Origin of the sequence: Zhongshania antarctica (genome assembly GCF_014202945.1) — a bacterium.
Classification (GTDB): Bacteria; Pseudomonadota; Gammaproteobacteria; order Pseudomonadales; family Spongiibacteraceae; genus Spongiibacter; species Spongiibacter antarcticus.
This window is the reverse complement of sequence record NZ_JACHHW010000006.1, coordinates 333,432-353,524: the sequence shown is the minus strand read 5'-3', so window position 1 is coordinate 353,524 and position 20,093 is coordinate 333,432. Positions and strand designations below refer to the sequence as shown.

Below are 20,093 nucleotides of genomic sequence, written 5' to 3'. Positions count from 1 at the left end.
GGTTAGGGAAAGGTTTATCCGAGGTAGTCGCTCAGATCGCCAACGTCGCTGGGCAGCTCGGGCTCTGGAGCCTGTTTGGACTTGCGCGGTGCGTTAACGGACTTGGCTGCTGCCAGGGCCTTAGCAGCCCGTTGTGTACTAATTGCCGTACTGGTCTGTTTGGCACGCAGATCATCGAGAACGCCGTCTTCAGCGTCATTGCGCAAAATCCGGTAAAAATCAGCTTTGCGGATCGCAAGTGCGATGTCGTCGTTGTAGATTTTTTTCCACTCAGCCTTGTTTTTGCGGATAGCGCTGTGGTCTTCTAGGGTCAGGCCATTTTGGTATTTCTCTTTGACGGCGTACCCGATGTGCTGGGTGTTCCTCGGATCTTTCGGATCGCAAATGAACACGCGGCCAAGGTCAAACGGATTGACGCGGACTTCGGCCTGTCTGCCACTCTTCTTTAGGTCTGCTTCCAGTTTTGCGGCGCCGGGGGTATACCATTCGAGGCCGTGAATACTGACTCGGCCTTTCCGGACGGCGCGGCGTTCAATTTCGTAGCCGATGAGCACAGAGTCTTCGGGGGCAAGGGTGCGTGGAGCGCGGATTGGATCCTGCATAAGTTGAACCCACATTTGGTGGGGTGTCATGCCCTCCAGCCCTGAGTGAACAGAATGGTGATACATGTCCAAATAGGCGATGAATCGCTGCTCTAAGGTTTCGAGCGTGTATACGGCCTCCTTCTCTGGCTTGTTCATCCGCTTTTTCGCGTCTAGCCCTTTTGTGCTTCCAGCTACTTGGTGGAAAAAAGAGGCATTGGCGCTGGCGAACTTGGATTCGACATGGGGTTTACCGTCTGGGTGATCTGGATTCGCAAACTCTGGGTCGGCACCCAATACAATGCATTGCCGAATAAATGTCTCGCTGACGAATTCGGGGCCGTGGTCACCCACAAAGCGCGTGGGGATTGCGCGGTATAGATAGTCGTCGCGTGTCACACACTTTTGCAGAGTCCGTGCAGACTTGAACCCTGACGGCGGAGACAGTGAAAAATCCCAGGCGAGAACGCAACGTGTTGCGACGTCGAGGAATACGGTCAGGTGTGGACGATAGGCAAACCGGAAATCTTCATGCTTTACGAAAACATCTACTTGCGTAGAGTCAATTTCGACCAGACCACCAATGTAATTCGGAATCTGAGTCGGGCCGCCCCACTTCATTTGTTTTCTAGCGTTTGAGCGTCCTACGCGCTTTTCGCGGATGGTGATCTGATCGCACGCCGCCAGACGGCGATAGAACGTGCTTTTACTGCCAATGAATTTTCTGCGTTCAATGTCGGTAAGTTCTGGGTGGGCCTCGACGCAGCGACGTACATATTCGCAGTACACAGGTTCTGCTGAGGGCTGCAGCCAATGGGCATAAAAGTCCTTAATGGTGGCGTGTAAAATTTCATTGGCCTCGGAGTTCAGGCGCTTTTTCCGTGGAAGTGCGCGGTGGTCTTCTTTTGCAAGATCTTGAAAAAGATCGCGTTGCTCGTAGGTTCGAACCCACCTGCGCGCAGTCGGGTAAGACGGTGCTTTGCGTGGGGTAAGTCCTTTTGCCGCCGCTCCTTGATTATGTGTTTCAGTGATTAGCCTGATTTCGTCTTTGGAGACAGATTTGGGGCTGCCTGTGGGTAAGGAAAGCAAGGCTTTAACGATCTTCACTCTGTATTCGAAGTCGAAAAACCCCTGCGGACTGAGCCCAACGACATCTTTGTTGAGTTCTTTAAGCGTGATGCCTCTGGAGGACGGCAGCAGTTGTTTTAGATTGAGCATGTGTCTTAGCATTGGCAGGCCAGTGTTCATTTGTTGCTTACCATTGACCTTGCATAGCCGCACTGCGGCGTTGATCGCAGAGGGCATGCTGACAATTTCAAACATGCCTTGATCCTTGATGTAATACCGGTTTCCGACGCGGAATTCGCCGTCATCAAGGATGTCGTCCATTTTTGTAAGTTGCATAGTCATAATTAGTGCTCCAGGAAAAGTGTGAGATCACGCCCGAAAGGCGCGTTGTGGAAAGTGGTGGCTTCGCCGATGAAAAGCCCGTAGCTGGCGCCCATTGCGACCGTTTCGGGTGTTAAGTCGGAATCTTCGTACAACTCGCCCAAAGCAGTAGGCTCGGAACTGCTGAGGCGGCTTTTTACTGCCTTCCAGCTTTCTTTGAGGATGTGAATGGGCATGAAGAGGAAGCCGTGCATGAACTCAAGGTTTTCAAGCTCCGGCTGCCTTACAAGCGATTCTTCGGTGGGGAATTTCAGCTCAATGCCGGTGTATTCCTCAATGGTGGCGGCACGTTGTCGATACAGCTCCTGCGCATCTTCGCAAAGAAGGAAGTCGCTATGCTTGATCTCGACGAGGTATGGCGGGCCATCATGTGGAAAAACCGAGAAATCCGATGTGTAAGTCGAAAGACCATCAACACCCATAAAATCAATTTCGATTGGTTGGGGGAAATAGCATTCGATCGCAGGATCAAAATCGGCGTGGTAGCAAAATGCCCTTTCCAGTCGTCCTTCAACGCGGTAAGCATGATCGAAGGTATCTTGGCGTTGCTTGCTATCCAGAAGCTTGGTTTTGATTGATGGGAAATGGCAGCGGCGCGGCCCGCCATAATGCGTTGAGGGGATGCGTGCTGGCGGAGTGCGGTGTACGTCCCTAAGGGCAAGTGTGAGCATCGCAAGCGGTACACATTTGCGGGGTACTTTCTTGGTGTTTCGCTTACGCGTTCCGGGTGTAGCTTTTTTAGGCCGAGTGGGCCCCGTAGATGGCTTTTTAGGCATCATAGCGTCCTTTAATTTAGTGAGAAGCTGGGTCAGGACGCTATTTGCTTAAGCGTCCGCTAGCTTGTTAGTAATTTTTCCGCTTGTGTCATATTCGTAGTTTCATGTCGCAATTCCTTTTTAATAAATTGAGTAGGAAAAATAGGCGCAAGCGTATCCGCTGTCAAACGCAGAAAATTCGTAACTTATTGATATTAAACTATAAATTAATAGTTTGGGCGTCGATCGTTAGCGCTAAATGGGGCTAAATATCGAGCGTTGATATTCGGCTTATTAAACCGGATATGAATGTTTTGGTAGGGTATGAATGGGGGTGTGGAAACGCAGAAATTTTAGTGCAGAACGTCGCCAATTTGGCGAGTAACTGGTGGGGGGAATTCATTAGATGGAATGGTGTAGCGTGGGCGCACAGCGTGCGCAATTTATCGGTAATTTTTTCACTAACGCAAAATACTAGCGTCACGAAATGGTTAAGTTCAACACGTAAGTTATTTTGTGCTGAAGGCCGATAGGTAATTCGGTGCTGGGTGTGGGTTGGTGCTGTATATGTAGCGTAAAAGGGGAAAGATGGCTGTGCTGTAAAATTTTTGCTCAATAAGCTGAGCAATGCATTGCGGTATTTATGTGTGTACGAAGCTGTGCAACTTAACATTGGCGATTCCTTGGTTTTAAAAGACCCGTAGAGTAAAACCGCCAGCGCAATTAAGGGGCGGGTAATCAGCTTCGTATTCGCATGACATATACCTTATAAAAATAAATAATTGTTGCAGCAAAGTGCTGGGATTGGATCAGTATAAACAAAGTGAAAGAAAAGTCAATCATTATGTCGCCTTTTGCTTCTAATCAGATTTAATATACCAGTAATTAATTTTACAAAGGCGTCTGGTGGGGGTATCTGTGGCTGAGGAAAGTGTGAAAATTACCAAAAAATTGGGTGATATTGCGTCAATTTGGGTGGGTCATCCCCTTAGGGGGACGATTCCTGATGACTCGGGCTCGGGTATTTATATGGTTCAGCCGCGCAATATTGACGAATTTTGTCAGGTTGATTGGTCGTCAGTGATCGAAACTAGGCTCGAATGGCGTGGGAAATCGCGGTGGCTTGAGGTCGGAGATGTAATTTTTCGGATGAATGGCAGAACGAATCATGCCACGGTCATCGATAAAATCGATTTGCCAGATAATGCGCGAGTCGCATGCCATCATCAGTTTTTTCAACTAAAAGTGCATGATACTGATGTAAATCCAGCGTATTTGGCGTGGTTTATCAATCTGCCTGAGACGCAAGAGGTGCTAGCTGAGTCCAAGCTCGGTGTGGGGACTGGGCCTGTGGTTAATAAGCGGATGCTTTCGGAGCTTTCTGTCGTTGTTCCGTCGGCAGAGTTGCAGAAAAGTTGCCTTGAATTATGGTTTGAGTATGTTGCTGCGCGGATAAATTTAGAGGAGGAGCAAGCTAAAATAGCTGAGATGTATCGCGAATCTGTTGGGGGGTTGCTGCGTGGTGGCTAGGGTTTAAAGTCAGTATTAAATGGCGGGAGTTCTCGTCTCTACTTGCGGAATTGGATATAGTCGGCTTAGATATTTCGCGTGGATTTAACCGATTTATCCATATCAAATGGCTTCGTACTGGGTTGATTTCGGTTGTGAGCCCGCTAGGGAATTCTTTCGTCGGGTAATAGGGGGGTAGCGGTATGTCGGAATAGCTTGAGGCCTTACATAATTATTTCGCAGAACCTATAAAACAAGGAAGTGTATGTCTGTAGCTAATAAGCATCAACAAGAAGCAATTGATCACGTTAAGGGCCCTCTTTTGATAATCGCAGGCCCAGGTTCAGGTAAGACATATACCCTGGTCGAGCGAATTATCAATTTGATTCAAAATCACGGTGTTGAGCCCGAGGCCTTATTTGTTGTTACCTTTACAGAAAAGGCTGCTCAGGAGTTAACGACGAGAATATCCAATCGTTTGTTGGAGTTGCGTGTTGAATTCAATCTCAACGAGATGTTCCTAGGCACCTTCCACTCTATTTGCTTGAGAATTATCGAAGACTATCGTGAGTACACGCGGCTAAAGCGTAGCTTTGTCCTTATGGATCAGTTCGATCAGCAGTACTTTCTATATCAAAACCTCAATGACTTTCGCGCCATTAGTAATGTTGATCAAATTTTAGGCAGTGATAAGACGCCAGTATGGTCTAAATCTGAGAGCTTGCTGCAATGGATAAACAAAGTCACTGAGGAAGCTATAGATCACCAAAGGCTTATCGAATCTGACGACACGGCTCTGATAGCTTTAGGTGAATGCTACGCGCTCTATCTGCTCAAGCTCGAGGAGCGCAATGCCCTCGATTTTTCTACTATCCAGCTCGAAGCGCTAAATCTACTGCGCAATCATCCGGTAGTCTTAGCGTCGCTGAAAAGCAGAATTAAGTATCTGATGGTCGATGAGTATCAAGATACCAATACAATCCAGGAGATGATCCTCAAGCTATTGATGGGTGACGATCATAATCTCTGCGTAGTAGGTGATGATGATCAGGCCTTGTACCGGTTTCGTGGCGCTACTATCCGTAATATTTTGCAATTCCCCGACAACTTTGACGACAATGAGTGTAAGCAAATAGGGTTGGTAACTAATTACCGCTCTCACCCTGATATTATTCACTTTTATAACAGGTGGATGAGTGATCAGGTATGGGAAGTAAATGACCAGCGATATAGGTACACCAAGCATATCAAGCCTAGGGAAGAGGAGTTTGAGTCTGGCCCTACTGTAATTAAAGCAATATCGGAAGTGGGTGATGAGTGGGTTGAAGAGGTCTATGCCTTGCTCGTGAGCTTAAGGACTGACGGAAAGCTGACTGATTGGAATCAGGTAGCTTTCCTCTTTAAGTCAGTAAAGAGCGATAAGGTGAAGGCCTTGGCTCAGGGGTTAGAAGAGCGAGGGATTGCAGTTTACTCGCCTAGGGCCAACCTTTTCTTTGAGCGCGAAGAAATTAGGTTGATGATTGGCGCGATAATGCTGGTGTTCCCACAGTTTCGATCTATACGAGCGCCAAAAGAAGGAGTCGAGCTGGCAATATGGGGTTACTATGACCAGCATTGCCTCAAGCCCTTTATGGCTGAGGTTGCGAAACCGGGGCATAAAGATCTTCTTGATTGGTGCCAAGCTTATGCTAGGCGCCACCTAGGGCTTACTAAGAACGCTGACTATGCCTTCAGTGGTCTATTTTACCAGCTTTTACAATTCCCGCTATTTGCCGACTACCTTGATGCCGAAACGGGAAGCGGTAGAGCGCAGCGCAACTTAGCGACTATGTCGCAGCTACTGGCTAAATTTGAATATCTTCACCATATCAGTGTGCTTAACCCCAAATATCTTGAAAGCAACCTAAGGGGCCTGTTTAACCAGTTTCTCAAGTTCCTTAAGGATGGCGGTATAGACGAGTATGAAGACGCCTCAGAATATGCCCCTTCTGGCCATGTATCGTTTCTTACTATTCATCAGTCTAAGGGGTTAGAATTCCCTGTAGTAATGGTGGGGTCGTTAGGGGCATCGCCACGAAAGCAGTATAAAGATTTAGATGAAGTACTTGAGCAGGGCTACCTTAACCGAGAGTCATTTGAGCCATTGGAATCAACCAAGTACTTTGATTTCTGGCGACTGTACTACACTGCCTTTTCTAGAGCGCAAAACCTATTGGTACTTACAGATCAGGAGCGCCTAGGCAGTGGACGAACACCATCCAAGCATTTCGTGAAGTATGTCGATGACTTACCGTCATGGCGTGACCGTAAAGACGCTATCAATGAATTGAACTTCGATACGGTCAAAGACGTAAATATTAAGAAGGAGTATGCGTTTACATCTCACATCACCTTATTTGAAACCTGTGCTGAGCAATACCGGTTCTTTAAGGATTTAGAATTTCAGCCAATAAAAGCCAGTCCCATGCTGTTTGGTACATTAGTGCATGAAACTTTAGAGGATATCCATAAAGCTGCATTACGTAGCGAAGAACATCTAATAACCAGAGAGAATATAGAGGGATGGTTTCAGGATAATTACCGGAACCTAGCAAATAGAGAGCGGGTGTATCTCGCCGACTCAACCCTTGTGGCAGCGTTAAAGCATGTTATGCGTTATGTGAATCGCAAGCAGGATGACTGGTCAGGCATTAAAGATTGCGAAGTCGATATCTCATTAGTGAAGGGTAATTACATACTCAAGGGTAGTGTTGATCTTATCGTAGGCGAGAACAATACCGTTGAAATTGTCGATTTTAAGTCTGAGAAAAAACCAGACATGGAAAAAGATGCTGAGCGAATCAAACATCACAAGCGCCAGTTAGAAGTTTACGCGCATTTAGTCGAAGAGCGCACTGGCCACAAGGTTAGTAAAATGCATTTGTACTTCACGGGGGTGGAGAGCGGGGTGCCGACCATCACTTTCGACAAGGATGGCTCGGCCATAGGAAGTACTATTAAGGTATTTGACAATATCGTAGACAGAATTGAGATGAAAGACTTTAGTATTACAGAGCGCCCAGTGAAAACGTGTGTTGACTGTGATATGAAATCCTATTGTGACAGAAAGAATTGGAAATTTAAGGAAGCCGTATAATGTCAGAGCAGAATCCGTTAAATCTAGAAGAAATCGGTGGTTTAGCTAGTGTCGAAAAGTATAAGTTCGAACCTATTAAAGGCTATCCAATGTTGCATTGGCATGGAAAGAGGCCATTTACTTCCACCCAATATTACCCCGCGCAAAAGAAAGAGGTCTACGGGGAGGACGTGAATGGTTGGATAAATAAGATATTCTGGGGTGATAACCTTCAGGTAATGAGTCATCTTCTTAAAGATTTCAGGGGGAAGATTGATCTTATATATATTGATCCTCCTTTTGACTCCAAGGCGGAGTATAAGCTGAATATTAAGTCGAAGGGGCATAACGTAAATTCAGATGTAAGTGGATTTGAGGAGAAGCAATATTCCGACATTTGGTCAAATGACGAATATCTTCAATTCATGTATGAGCGCTTAGTCCTAATTAAAGAGTTACTTTGTAAAAACGGAAGTGTATTCCTTCATTGTGATTGGCATAAGTCTCACCATCTAAAATGCTTGATGGACGAAATATTTGGAAGTGAGTCCTTTGTTAATGAAATAGTTTGGCATTATCGAAAGTGGGCTGTTAAATCAAATAATTTTCAGCGGAATCACGACACTATTTTATGGTATTGCTCGGAAAAAGATTCTTCAAGAACATTTAATATGATTGAAACACAGGAGGCCTCGGAGGGAACGCTCAAGAGGTGGAAAGGGAAGAAGCAAGTAGCTTTATTTGATGAAGCAGGTAATAGAACTGCAGCATCGGTAGAAGACGATTCCGAGGGGGCTCCGCTCGCGGATGTGTGGGAAATGTCAATTATAAATCCGGCAGCTCGGGAGCGGACTGCGTACCCTACGCAGAAGCCGGAGAAGTTGCTGGAACGAATTATTAAGCATTGTTCAAATCCTGGAGATCTGATTTTCGATTGCTTTATGGGGTCTGGTACGACTCAAGCGGTAGCGATGAAAAATGGTCGAAGGTTTATTGGGTCTGATATTAATTTAGGTGCTATTCAAACTACCACAAAGAGATTGATTGAAGAGCGGAAGCAAACGTGCCTGTCGGAAAGTGCGATATATGATTCTTTTGAAGTGTATAACGTCAATAATTATGAGTTGTTTAGAAACCCATTAGAAGCTAAGAACCTTTTGGTCGAAGCATTGGAGATCGAGCCGGTCTCTGGCACCGTTTACGATGGGGAAAAAGATGGGTTTATGGTAAAAGTTATGCCGGTTAATAGGATTGCTACTAGGCAGGATCTTAATGACTTGATAGCTAACTTTCCCTATAAGGTGTTTGAGAAGAGGAGGGAAGATAATCCCAATAAGCCGGTCGAATCTGTGATGCTAGTGTGTATGGGGCATGAGGCAGATATTAAGGCGCATCTTGAGCAGGAATGTGGATATAAGATCAATGTTAAAGTTGTAGATATACTGCGAGATAAGTCGAATATTGAATTCAAGCGAAGTTCCGAAGCTGAGCTGTCACTTGTTGATGGGAAGCTTGAAGTTGTTAGCTTTTATCCAATGAATCTGATGCAAAAGCTGAGCCTCCAGAAACAGTCCGTTAGTGAGTGGCGAGAACTGGTTGACTCTATCGTTATAGATTGGAACTATGATGGGGCGGCCATGGAGCCAGCTGTTATTGATATTCCTGGTAAAAAAGATTTTGTCTCAGGGGTTTATTTAGTTCCTCAGGACGCAGGAACTATAAAAGTAAAAATTACTGACCTTTTGTCAGAGTCTTATGAGGAGGTTATCAAGCATGGCTGATACACCCCAGGAAAACTTTGATCTCAATAATGCCTTTTACCTGCATTTGTATTATTTTTATAAATACAATAAAGCGGCTATTAAAAAGAATTATAGGAAGCTAAGTAAGGTATTTCTCGACTATAACGATTCAGAGCGGCCTGGCAGTTTCTTGAGGGTTCCTCAATACGAAGCGCTCGAGATGTATGTGTTTCTGAAAGAATTTCTCGATAATAAACCTGTTTATCAACTATTCGATGATTGGTATAACTCATCTGGAAAATTCGGTGAAAAGGCTATCCCGGATAGGGATGTTCAAGCCGATATGTTTTGGGAATTGCCTGAGAATCAGTACAAGGGGATCTTCAAAAAAATGAAAGCGGCCAATAACGGTCGTATATACCCAAATTATATCTTTGCGCTGACGATGGGTACTGGTAAAACTATTCTGATGGCGACGTGTATTTTTTATGAGTTTTTGTTAGCTAATAAATACCCTAAGGACGAGCGCTACATACACAATGCTTTGGTTTTTGCACCGGATAAAACAGTGCTTCAATCGTTGCGTGAGCTGGAATCGTTTGATCATAGTAAAGTTGTTCCCGCTGAGTATTTGAACGCAATTACAATTAAATTTCATTATCTTGAAGATGCGGGTGTTTCCCTTAATACTTTGGATGGCTCAAGATTTAATATCGTTGTTTCGAACTCTCAAAAAATTATTTTAAAGCGTAAGAATTCCGATCAAGCTGCAATCGATAAGCTTTTTTCTTCGAGTAAGGAGATTTACAAGAAAGACGGTCTCGGTGCCGATATGGCTGCGCTGTTAAATCTCGGTGGATTGGGTGACGAGGATGAGCCGCAGGAAGAAAGCGAATTAGTTACAAATCAACGCTTTGAAAAGCTACGCCGCTTAGAAAATCTCGGGATATTTGTTGATGAGGCTCATCATGCCTTCGGTACTAAGTTAGCCAAAGACATGGGTATTCAGGCGGATAATGCACAAAATAGTTTGCGTAAGACAATAGATGAGCTGGCATTAAGTTTAAAGAAACGGGGTTCGCAGTTAGTTGCATGTCATAACTATACTGGTACACCTTATGTCGGTCGAGATGTTTTGCCTGAAGTGGTTTATGCCTATGGTCTTAAAGAGGCCATAGACAGAAACTATCTTAAGAAGGTGGTTCTTAACGGTTATAGTAATACCAAAGAACTTGAGTTCCTGGACATATCCATTACAGACTTTCTAAAGCAAACGGCTGGGAAGCGCCCTGAGGGGATGCTGCCCAAAATGGCAATTTTTGGTACTACTATTGAAGAGGTTCAGGAGGAAATACGCCCTGCCGTTGAGGCCGTCTTGGCCAAGCATGGAATTTCCGCAGACAAAATATTAGTGAATGTCGGAGATACTAGTATTACTAGTAATGACGATATTAGGGCGTTTAACGGGCTTGATTCTGTGAAATCCGAAAAACAATTTATTCTGCTGGTAAACAAAGGTCGTGAGGGCTGGAACTGTCGTTCACTATTTTCGGTGGCTTTATATCGTAGTCCCAAATCTAAAGTTTTTGTATTGCAAGCTACGATGAGATGTCTTCGGTCTATTGGGGATACCCAAGAGACAGGGCACGTGTACTTAACCAACGATAATATGGCGTTGCTAGAAAAGGAACTTCAAGCGAATTTTCGAATAAGTACCGATGAAATGCAGTCCGTTGGTAAGGATAAAGTTGCTGTACAGGTAAGGCCTATAACACCGATTGAAAAAATAAAGCTGAAGCGAATCAAGCGTAGCTTTAAAGTGAAAGAGAAGACGTTTGTGGCGGGAGAGAGGCTTGGTCTTGAGGGCTTAGATCTGTCTAGCTACAGAGTGATGCATCAACGTATGGAGGGCCTTAATCATGATGAATTCACTAATCGGCCAAAGGTTGTTAGTGAAATATCTTATATTAAGGAGCCCATGGAGTTCTCTGAATACAATCTAACAGCTGAGATTTCCCGTTATTTGAATATGCCTTGTTTACAAATCAACAAAATAATCAAATCTACTGACGAGGGGTTTGAGGGTATTCTTAAGTTAGTTAATCAATTTAACGAGGTCTTATACGACCATATTATTCCTCGTCTATTTGCACTTCTTTATGATATCGAATCAGAGCAGGAAGAGCAGGAATATGAGGTGGCTCTAGTTAAAGAGCCACCATTGTCACCTGGCTATTATGAAATGAGAGCTGCTAAAGAAATGGTTGTCGGTGTTACTGAGCCTTCGGTAGAGAAGTACATAGATAACACTTTCCATTTAGATAACTATTGCTTTGATTCAGTGCCGGAACGAGATTTCTTTTGGCACATTTTGCATTCAGGTAAGGTCGATAAAATTTGGTTTACCGGGATGCTAACTCATGGCCAGTCAGAGTTTTATATTCAATATGTAGATCCTGATACCCATAGAGTAAGAAGTTATTATCCAGACTTCTTGATTCGCAATAGGTCTGGCTCATTGGTGATGGTTGAGATAAAGGGTGAGAACATGATTGACCATCCTACGGTGAAGGCTAAGCAAGAATATGCTGAGATGATTGCTAAGGCTAGCGACATTGAGATGAGCTATATTATGATTCCGGGTATGCAAGCCAAAGATGGCACTTTTGATCGAGGCTTCTTGAATTAGGTAGTGTTGTATTCGGGTAATGTTTTGATTTTATTGGAAAAAGGCCGCTATCAGCGGCCTTTTTTAGTGCGAGAATTTCACTTTGGGGATCATCACTAGTGACAAAATGTCGCTCTCTAGTGAGAATTGCCGTGATGATTTACATCACCAAGTCAGCGCCCCACCAGTCTGATACTCAATAACTCGAGTCTCAAAGAAGTTCTTCTCTTTACGCAAATCCATGATTTCGCTCATCCATGGGAATGGGTTTTGCGCGCCGGGGAATTGTTCTTTTAAGCCGAGCTGGCTTAGGCGACGGTTGGCGATGAACTGGAGGTATTCTTCCATCATGCCGGAGTTCATGCCGAGTACGCCGCGGGGCATTGAGTCTTTGGCGTATTCAATTTCGAGCTGCATGCCTTCGACGATCATTTGGGTTACTTCGCCTTGGAATTTTTCGCTCCAGAGGTGTGGGTTTTCCAGTTTGATCTGGTTGATCATGTCGATGCCAAAGTTCAGGTGCATAGACTCGTCGCGGAGTATGTACTGGAACTGTTCGGCGATGCCGGTCATTTTGTTGCGGCGGCCCATAGACAGTATCTGGGTGAAGCCACAGTAGAAGAAGATGCCTTCAGTCACTGCGTAGAAGCCAATCAGGTTGCGGAGCAGTTCCTGGTCGGTTTCTGGGGTGCCGGTGTGGAAGTTAGGATCGCCCAGTGCTTGGGTGTGCTGCAGGCTCCACGCCGCTTTTTTAGCGATGGAGGGCAGTTCGCGATACATGTTGAACACTTCGGCTTCGTCCATGCCCAGCGACTCTACACAGTACTGGTAGGCGTGGGTGTGAATCGCTTCTTCAAAGGCTTGGCGCAGCAAGTACTGGCGGCACTCTGGGTTGGTGATGTGACGGTATACGGCCAGCACCAAGTTGTTGGCAACCAATGAATCGGCCGTTGAGAAGTAACCCAGTGAGCGCATGATGATGCGACGTTCGTCGTCAGTCAGGCCTTCTGGGTTTTTCCACATGGCGATGTCAGCAGTCATGTTTACTTCTTGGGGCATCCAGTGATTGGCGCAGCCGTCGAGGTATTTCTGCCATGCCCAGTCGTACTTAAAGGGTACGAGCTGGTTAAGATCGAGATGGCAGTTGATGATGCGTTTGTCTTCTACCCGCAAGCGGGCCGCGCCCATTTCCAGTTCTTCTAAACCGGCGGCAACGTCGAGGCTTTCGAGTGCGGCGTTGGCTTTGTCGAGAATAGCCTGGTCGACAACCGCTGCGCTGTCTTCGCTGTTCATGGTATTCAGTGCAGCAGAAACCACCGGCTCAGCTGGTTTTGGGGCTTGGGTTTTGGCGGCAGGCGCTTTGGCCGGTGCTTCTTCTTTATCGAACTCATCCCAACTTAACATTTTATAACCTCGATTCTTTTATATGTGTCTTTCGTCAGACGCCTGACGTCGGACGTCAGACGAAGGGGCCAGCGGCCCCTATGCACTTACTGACAAGCTTCGCAGTCTGGGTCATCCAGTGAGCAGGCCAGCGGTACGGGGGCGGCCTGCGGTGCAGCGGCAGACGCGGTGGCAGCAGGTTTAGGTGCAGCCGACTGTGACGAGACCTTGTTCATTGAGCCTTGAGAAACGGTAGATTTCTCGGTGGAGCTCGCAGCCAATGCGCGGAGGTAGTAAGTGGTCTTTAGGCCACGGTACCACGCCATGCGGTAGGTGATGTCGAGCTTTTTGCCGTTGGCGCCAGCGATGTACAGGTTCAATGATTGCGCCTGATCTAACCACTTTTGACGACGGCTTGCAGCGTCGACCAACCAGCGCGGTTCCACTTCAAAGGCGGTGGCGTACAGCGCTTTTAGGTCGTCTGGAATACGGTCGATTTTGCTTACCGAGCCTTCGTAGTACTTAAGATCGTTAACCATGACCGCGTCCCACAAACCGCGCGCTTTCAGGTCTTTAACCAAGTAGGGGTTCACCACGGTGAATTCGCCAGACAGGTTCGATTTAACGTACAGGTTTTGGTAAGTCGGTTCGATCGACTGCGACACACCCGTGATGTTAGCAATGGTGGCGGTTGGCGCTATCGCCATGACGTTCGAGTTACGCATGCCTTGAGTTTTAACAACTTCACGCAGGCTGTCCCAGTCCAGCGTCTGGCTGCGGTCGACTTCGATGTAGTCGGCGCCGCGCTCTTGCACAAGGATTTCTACCGAGTCGATGGGCAGAATGCCGCGGCTCCACAGAGAACCTTCGTAGCTCTGGTAGCTGCCACGCTCGGCGGCCAAATCGCTAGACGCTTTAATCGCGTAGTAGCTGATGGCTTCCATAGAGCGGTCGGCAAACTCTACCGCTTCGTCAGAAGAATAGGGCAGGTGCTGCTTGTAAAGCGCGTCTTGGAAACCCATCAAGCCCAAGCCAACAGGGCGGTGCTTGAAGTTGGAGTTCTTGGCCTGTGGCACGCTGTAGTAGTTAATGTCGATAACGTTATCGAGCATGCGCACTGCAGTTTTAACGGTCTTCTCTACTTTGGCTAAATCGAGGCCGTTGTCGCCAATGTGCTGGGCAAGGTTAACTGAGCCAAGGTTACATACCGCGATCTCGTCTTTGCTGGTGTTCAGGGTGATTTCTGTACACAGGTTAGACGAGTGCACCACGCCAACGTGCTGCTGTGGGCTGCGCAGGTTGCATGGGTCTTTAAAGGTGATCCATGGATGGCCAGTTTCAAACAGCATAGACAAAATCTTGCGCCACAAGTCAGCGGCTTTAACGCGCTTGTAGAGTTTAATCTCACCTTTGCGGGTCAGTTCTTCGTAGTGCTCAAAGCGCTCTTCGAAGGCTTTGCCGTACAAATCGTGCAGATCAGGTACATTGTTAGGCGAGAACAAGGTCCAGTCGCCGTCTTGGAAAACTCGCTTCATGAACAAGTCAGGAATCCAGTTCGCCGTATTCATATCGTGGGTACGACGACGGTCATCACCGGTGTTTTTGCGCAGCTCGAGGAATTCCTCGATGTCGATGTGCCAGCTTTCTAGGTAAGCACATACCGCGCCCTTACGCTTGCCGCCTTGGTTTACGGCAACAGCGGTGTCGTTAACCACTTTTAGGAAGGGGACAACGCCTTGAGATTTGCCGTTGGTGCCTTTGATGTAAGCGCCGAGGCCGCGAACTGGGGTCCAGTCGTTGCCCAAGCCGCCAGCGTATTTAGACAGCATGGCGTTGTCTTGAATGGCGCCGTAAATACCGTGCAGGTCGTCAGGCACAGTCGTCAGGTAGCAAGACGACAGCTGTGGACGCAGGGTGCCAGCATTAAACAGGGTTGGCGTTGAGCTCATGTAATCGAAGGAGCTGAGCAGGTCGTAGAACTCAATGGCGCGGGCATTGCGGTCTTCTTCGTTCATTGCCAAACCCATGGCAACACGCATAAAGAAGATCTGTGGCAATTCAATGCGCACTTCGTCGCTGTGAATAAAATAGCGGTCGTACAGGGTTTGCAGGCCAAGGTAATGGAACTGCATATCGCGCTCTGGCTTGATGGCTTCACCGAGGGCGGCAACGTCGTATTCGCTTTCCAGGCGTGGGTCTAGCAGCTCAAGCTCGGCACCTTTGCGCAGGTAAATTGGCAGCGCTTGCGGGTAGTAAATTGTCATGTCGTGCTGAGTCGCACTCTGGGCAACCCCTAAAAAGTTCAGGGCTTCGGCACGGAGTTTGTCGAGCAGTAGGCGGGCAGTAACCAAGCTGTAGTTGTGTTCTTTCTCAACCATGGCGCGGGCGGTGATGACCAGTGAGGTGTTGACCTCTTCCTGGGGTACGCCGTTGTATAAGCTCTTTAGGGCTTCGTCTTGTACTTCTTGAGCGGAGACATCGCTCAGGCCTTCGCAGGCTTCTTGTACGATAAATTCTAAGCGGCCTACATCCAGCGGCGACTCGGTGCCGTCGGGGTGTTTAACGCGGATGCTGGGGTGTACTTTTTCGCCAAGCGGTGCCAGCTGGCTGCGCTCTTCGGCGCGGGCGGCGCGATACAGTACATAGCCACGGGCAATTTTGTGCTCGCCGCTGCGCATCAGGGCCAGTTCAACTTGGTCCTGAATTTCTTCAATATGGATAGTGCCGCCAGAGGGCATGCGGCGTTTGAAGGTGGCGCTGACTTGTTCGGTCAGTTTAACAACGGTCTCGTGGATACGAGTAGAGGCGGCAGCATTGCCACCTTCTACGGCTAAGTAAGCCTTGGTGATCGCCACGCTGATTTTGTCGTCGGTGTAGCTCACTACGGAACCGTTGCGTTTAATAACGCGCAGTTGCCCAGGTGCAGTGGCTTTGAGTTCGGCGTCGCTAGCGTGCTGCGGGGGGGCGCCAGTGGCGCTGGTGCTGGTGTCTTGTTGGGTTTGCATGATGTCTCTGGCCCTTGCTTGATGTCTTAAAACTGCTCTGCGTCAGTCTTATAATTTCCTCGTGAATTCCCGGTGCGGGAGGCGAGGGCTTGCTGAAATACCCAAATAACACAAGTGCGGAAGTTATCCCGAAAATGTAAATAGTTGTTATAAGGCTTGGGTGGAAAACCCTATATATAGGGTTTTGGTGAATCTGGGATACAAGATAATGCGGTTTGCATGATTTCGCAAGCACAAGATGCTGTGGGTCTTCTGTGGATAAAGTGTGAGTAAGTGGTGGGTAAAAACCGCTGTTTTATTAACTGCCCGTAATGCGGGCTTTTCAGCGCCGTGCTGGGGTGGTGAGTACATTCGCAGGCGAGGTAGACGGATTACGCATAAGGAAAAGTTTTTTAACTACTTCTTGGCTTATGTTCGCCGTGGTGTAATTCCTCGCGGCCAAAGGCAATAAGGTGATCGGCCTCGGTGTTGATGTTTACTTTTTCGTTAATGGCGAAATCGCGGTGACTGGGTAGTAGTGCTTCAACTTGGCTGCCGGTAGGCAGGCGCAGGGTGTAGAGCGTGGCACTACCTGAAAACACCTTTTTTTCAATGGTGGCGCTGATGCCGCCAAAGTCGCTGAGCACAATATCGTCGGGGCGCAGTAAAATTTCTACCGGGGTGCCGGGTGGCCAAGCGTAGGCGCGGTTGCCCATTAGGGTGCCAAGTTCGGTGGTAACGGTATTCAGCTCGGTGCCGATGACGCCGGGCAAGAAGCTACCCTCGCCGATAAAGTCGGCGACGAGGCGATTGCTGGGTTCGTGATAGAGGTTAAACGGGGTGTCCCACTGTTGTAGCTTGCCGTTGTAGAGCAGGCCAATATTGTCGCTGAAGGCAAAGGCTTCGAGTTGATCGTGGGTCACGAGTATGGCGCTAATGCCTAACTCTTTAATAATGTCGCGCACCTCGAGGCTGAGGCGTTTACGAAGCTCGGCGTCGAGGTTGGAAAAGGGCTCGTCCATTAGCAGTAAGTCTGGGCTGGGTGCTAAGGCGCGAGCCAGTGCAACTCGCTGCTGTTGGCCGCCGGAGAGTTCGTGAGGAAAGCGATTCTCGACGCCTTCGAGGCGCACTAGCGCCAGTAATTGCATGACTTTTTGACGCTGTGCTTGGCGACTCTGTTTACTGAGACCAAAGCGAATATTGTCGTATACGCTTAAATGCGGGAAGAGGGCGTAATCTTGAAATACCATGCCGATGCTGCGCAGCTCGGGGGTAATCATGCTGCCGGGTTCGCTCAGGCAGTTGCCGCGCAGCGTAACCGAACCTTGGGTGAGCGGTTGAAAGCCCGCAATAGCGCGCAAAATGGTCGTTTTGCCGCAGCCACTGGGGCCAAGCAAGCTGCAAATGTCGCCGTCGTTAACATGGAAGCTGACATCGTCGACAACGGAGATGCCTTCGTATTGGCATTGGATGTTTTTTACTTGCAGCACGGTTAGGGCCTTGGTCTGATGTCGGGCGTCGGAAGTCTGACGAAAAGCCTGTCGGGTGTCAGAGGTCTGGCGTCGGACGAAAAAGCTGAAAACCATTGCCGGACGTCCGGTGTCTGGCGATAAAATTAAAAATTGGTCGTGTGTCGGAAGTCTGACGAATGAAAATCAAAGTCAGTGCTAGACGCAGCTACTTCAGTGAGTTGTCATTGCCGACATCCGACATCCGACATCCGACATCCGACATCCGACATCCGACATCCGACATCCGTTACGCCCGCGCCTCTAACAACAAAAACTCCATCAAGGCCTTCTGCGCATGTAGGCGATTTTCTGCCTCGTCCCAAATCACGGTTTTGGGGTTGTCCATTAGCTCGGCGCTAATTTCTTCGCCGCGCTTGGCGGGTAGGCAGTGCATGTAGAGCGCGTCTGGGTTGGCGTGGGCCATGAGTGCGCTATTGATCTGGTAGCCGGCAAGCTCGCGGCGGCGCTCGGTTTTTTCTTCTTCCTGGCCCATCGAGGCCCAGACGTCTGTCACGAGAAGATCCGAGCCGCGGGCGGCATCGGCGGGTTCGCGGAATATTTCAACACGACCACCGGCCTTGGCAACAATGTCGGCGCGGGGTTCAAAGCCTTCGGGGCAGGCGACTTTAAGGGTGAAGTCGAACTGCATGGCGGCGTGAATATAAGACTGGCACATATTATTGCCATCGCCGATCCATGCCACTTGCTTGCCCTTGATGCTGCCGCGATGCTCGATAAAGGTTTGGATGTCGGCGAGCAGCTGGCAGGGGTGGTGGTCGTCGGTTAGTGCGTTGATCACCGGCACGCTAGAGTACGCGGCAAAGCGTTCAATAATGCTGTGCTCAAAGGTGCGCACCATGATGATGTCGCACATTGACGAGATGACTCTGCCGCTGTCTTCTACCGGCTCACCGCGACCCAGTTGGGTGTCGCGTGGCGACAGGAAGATGGCATGACCACCTAAGTGCGCCATACCCGCTTCAAACGAGATACGAGTTCGGGTAGAGGCTTTTTCAAACACCATGCCCAATACATGATTGGGAAATTGCACGCTGGTTTTGCGGGCTTTGTGTTCGGCTTTGAGTTGTATGGCACGCTGCATTAGGGTTTCTAATTCAGCGGGGCTCAAATCCATGAGGGTTAAAAAATGTCTTAATGCCATACGGCTACCTTTTGCTGCTGAACCGGCGTTATGCCGCGCTGGACTGAGCTGGCCACTGACGAATCAGTGGGCACAGTGTGGCGAGCAGCTCGTCTATTTCCTGCTGGTTAATAATTAGCGGCGGCAGTAAGCGTACCACCCGCTCTGAAGTGACATTGATCAGCAGGCCTTTTTCTAAGGCTTGGGCAACCAGTCCGCCGCAAGGGCTGCTCAGCTCAATGCCGATCATCAGGCCTTGGCCGCGAATGTCTTTTACGTGGGCAACATTGCCCAGTTGATCTTTTAAGGCGCTGAGAATATAGCGGCCGTTGTCGGCAATGGTGTCGATCATGCCATTGGTGTTCAGCGTGTTTACGACTGCCAGTCCGGCCGCGCACACCAGCGGATTACCGCCAAAGGTGGAGCCGTGATTACCCGGTTGAAATAGTGCCGCCGCTTTGCCGCGGGCAAGGCAGGCGCCAATCGGTACACCGCCACCTAAACCTTTGGCGGTCACGACCACGTCGGGCATTGCGTCGCTGTGCTGGTAGGCAAAGTACTTGCCGGTCCGGCCATTGCCGGTCTGCACTTCGTCCAACATCATCAGCCAGTTGTGTTTGTCGCACAGCGCCCGCAGTTGAGTAAGGAAGCCGGCAGGCAGGGTGTGAATACCACCTTCGCCTTGAATCGGTTCTATGAGGACGGCGGCAATACTGTCGTTGTGCTCGGCGATATTCTCGAGTGCGGCTAGATCGCCAAAGGGCGCGCGGATAAAGCCCCGCACCAATGGTTCAAAGCCCGCTTGAATTTTGCGATTGCCTGACGCCGTGAGCGTGGCCAAGGTCCGGCCGTGAAACGCCTGCTCCATAACAATCACGTGGGGAATTTCGATATTGCGTTTGTGGCCGTGCATCCGCGCTAGCTTGATGGCGGCTTCATTGCCTTCGGCGCCGGAATTGCAAAAGAACACGTTTTCCATGCCGCTAATGGCGCACAGGGCGGCAGCGAGTTCTTCCTGCTTTTGCACTGAGTATAAATTGGAGGTGTGCAGCAGCTGGCCAGCCTGTGACTGAATAGCCTCTGTTAAGGCGGGGTGCGCGTGCCCCAAAGAGTTAACGCCAACGCCACTGATGCAGTCTAGGTAGGCTTTGCCCTGCGTATCAAACAGTCGCACACCTTCGCCCCGGGTAAATGTTACCGGAAGACGTCCATAGGTGTTCATTAAAGCCGGCTGTGTCATCAACAGATCTCCGCG

The 20,093-nt window shown here is 48.6% G+C and carries 11 protein-coding genes; 4 read left to right on the top strand and 7 right to left on the bottom strand.

Annotation, left to right across the window (positions count from 1 at the left end):
- Positions 1-14: 14 nt before the first annotated feature.
- Together HNQ57_RS12770 and HNQ57_RS12765 are read right to left on the bottom strand one after the other, a co-directional pair.
- Positions 15-1,991: a DDE-type integrase/transposase/recombinase gene (locus HNQ57_RS12770; RefSeq protein ID WP_184463529.1), complete on the bottom strand. Its 1,977-nt coding sequence runs from the start codon at positions 1,989-1,991 to the stop codon at positions 15-17.
- Between the two features lie 2 nt (positions 1,992-1,993).
- Positions 1,994-2,701, bottom strand: a complete 708-nt coding sequence (locus HNQ57_RS12765; RefSeq protein ID WP_184463527.1) for a hypothetical protein — start codon at positions 2,699-2,701, stop codon at positions 1,994-1,996.
- 1,002 nt (positions 2,702-3,703) lie between these two features.
- Here HNQ57_RS12765 and HNQ57_RS12760 point away from each other — a divergent pair.
- The 4 genes from HNQ57_RS12760 (at position 3,704) to HNQ57_RS12745 (ending at position 11,840) form a co-directional block, all read left to right on the top strand.
- Complete coding sequence (locus tag HNQ57_RS12760) at positions 3,704-4,315, top strand: restriction endonuclease subunit S domain-containing protein (protein WP_184463525.1); 612 nt, start codon at positions 3,704-3,706, stop codon at positions 4,313-4,315.
- Positions 4,316-4,559: 244 nt separating this feature from the next.
- Entirely contained in the window at positions 4,560-7,430 is a 2,871-nt protein-coding gene (locus HNQ57_RS12755) for an ATP-dependent helicase (RefSeq protein WP_184463523.1), read from the top strand.
- On the top strand, positions 7,430-9,190 hold the full coding sequence (locus tag HNQ57_RS12750; protein ID WP_184463521.1) for a site-specific DNA-methyltransferase: 1,761 nt from the start codon (positions 7,430-7,432) through the stop codon (positions 9,188-9,190). Before HNQ57_RS12755 ends, HNQ57_RS12750 begins: the two co-directional genes overlap by 1 nt.
- Complete coding sequence (locus tag HNQ57_RS12745) at positions 9,183-11,840, top strand: DEAD/DEAH box helicase family protein (RefSeq protein WP_184463519.1); 2,658 nt, start codon at positions 9,183-9,185, stop codon at positions 11,838-11,840. The genes HNQ57_RS12750 and HNQ57_RS12745 overlap by 8 nt, the downstream gene beginning before the upstream one ends.
- A gap of 144 nt (positions 11,841-11,984) precedes the next feature.
- Here the strand turns inward: HNQ57_RS12745 and HNQ57_RS12740 are convergent, their stop codons facing one another.
- The 5 genes from HNQ57_RS12740 to HNQ57_RS12720 all read right to left on the bottom strand — a co-directional run bounded on the left by HNQ57_RS12740 (position 11,985) and on the right by HNQ57_RS12720 (position 20,078).
- Complete coding sequence (locus HNQ57_RS12740; protein WP_184463517.1) at positions 11,985-13,223, bottom strand: ribonucleotide-diphosphate reductase subunit beta; 1,239 nt, start codon at positions 13,221-13,223, stop codon at positions 11,985-11,987.
- 86 nt (positions 13,224-13,309) lie between these two features.
- Entirely contained in the window at positions 13,310-16,207 is a 2,898-nt protein-coding gene (locus HNQ57_RS12735) for a ribonucleoside-diphosphate reductase subunit alpha (protein WP_184463515.1), read from the bottom strand.
- Positions 16,208-16,599: 392 nt separating this feature from the next.
- Complete coding sequence (locus tag HNQ57_RS12730) at positions 16,600-17,772, bottom strand: ABC transporter ATP-binding protein (protein ID WP_226968189.1); 1,173 nt, start codon at positions 17,770-17,772, stop codon at positions 16,600-16,602.
- A gap of 172 nt (positions 17,773-17,944) precedes the next feature.
- Positions 17,945-18,859 carry an ornithine carbamoyltransferase gene (gene argF, locus HNQ57_RS12725; RefSeq protein ID WP_184463513.1) on the bottom strand — a complete coding sequence of 305 codons (915 nt, stop codon included), beginning with the start codon at positions 18,857-18,859 and terminating at the stop codon, positions 17,945-17,947.
- Between the two features lie 28 nt (positions 18,860-18,887).
- The gene (locus HNQ57_RS12720; RefSeq protein ID WP_184463511.1) at positions 18,888-20,078 is read right to left on the bottom strand and encodes an aspartate aminotransferase family protein; all 1,191 of its coding nucleotides are present in this window, start codon (positions 20,076-20,078) and stop codon (positions 18,888-18,890) included.
- Positions 20,079-20,093 lie beyond the last annotated feature (15 nt).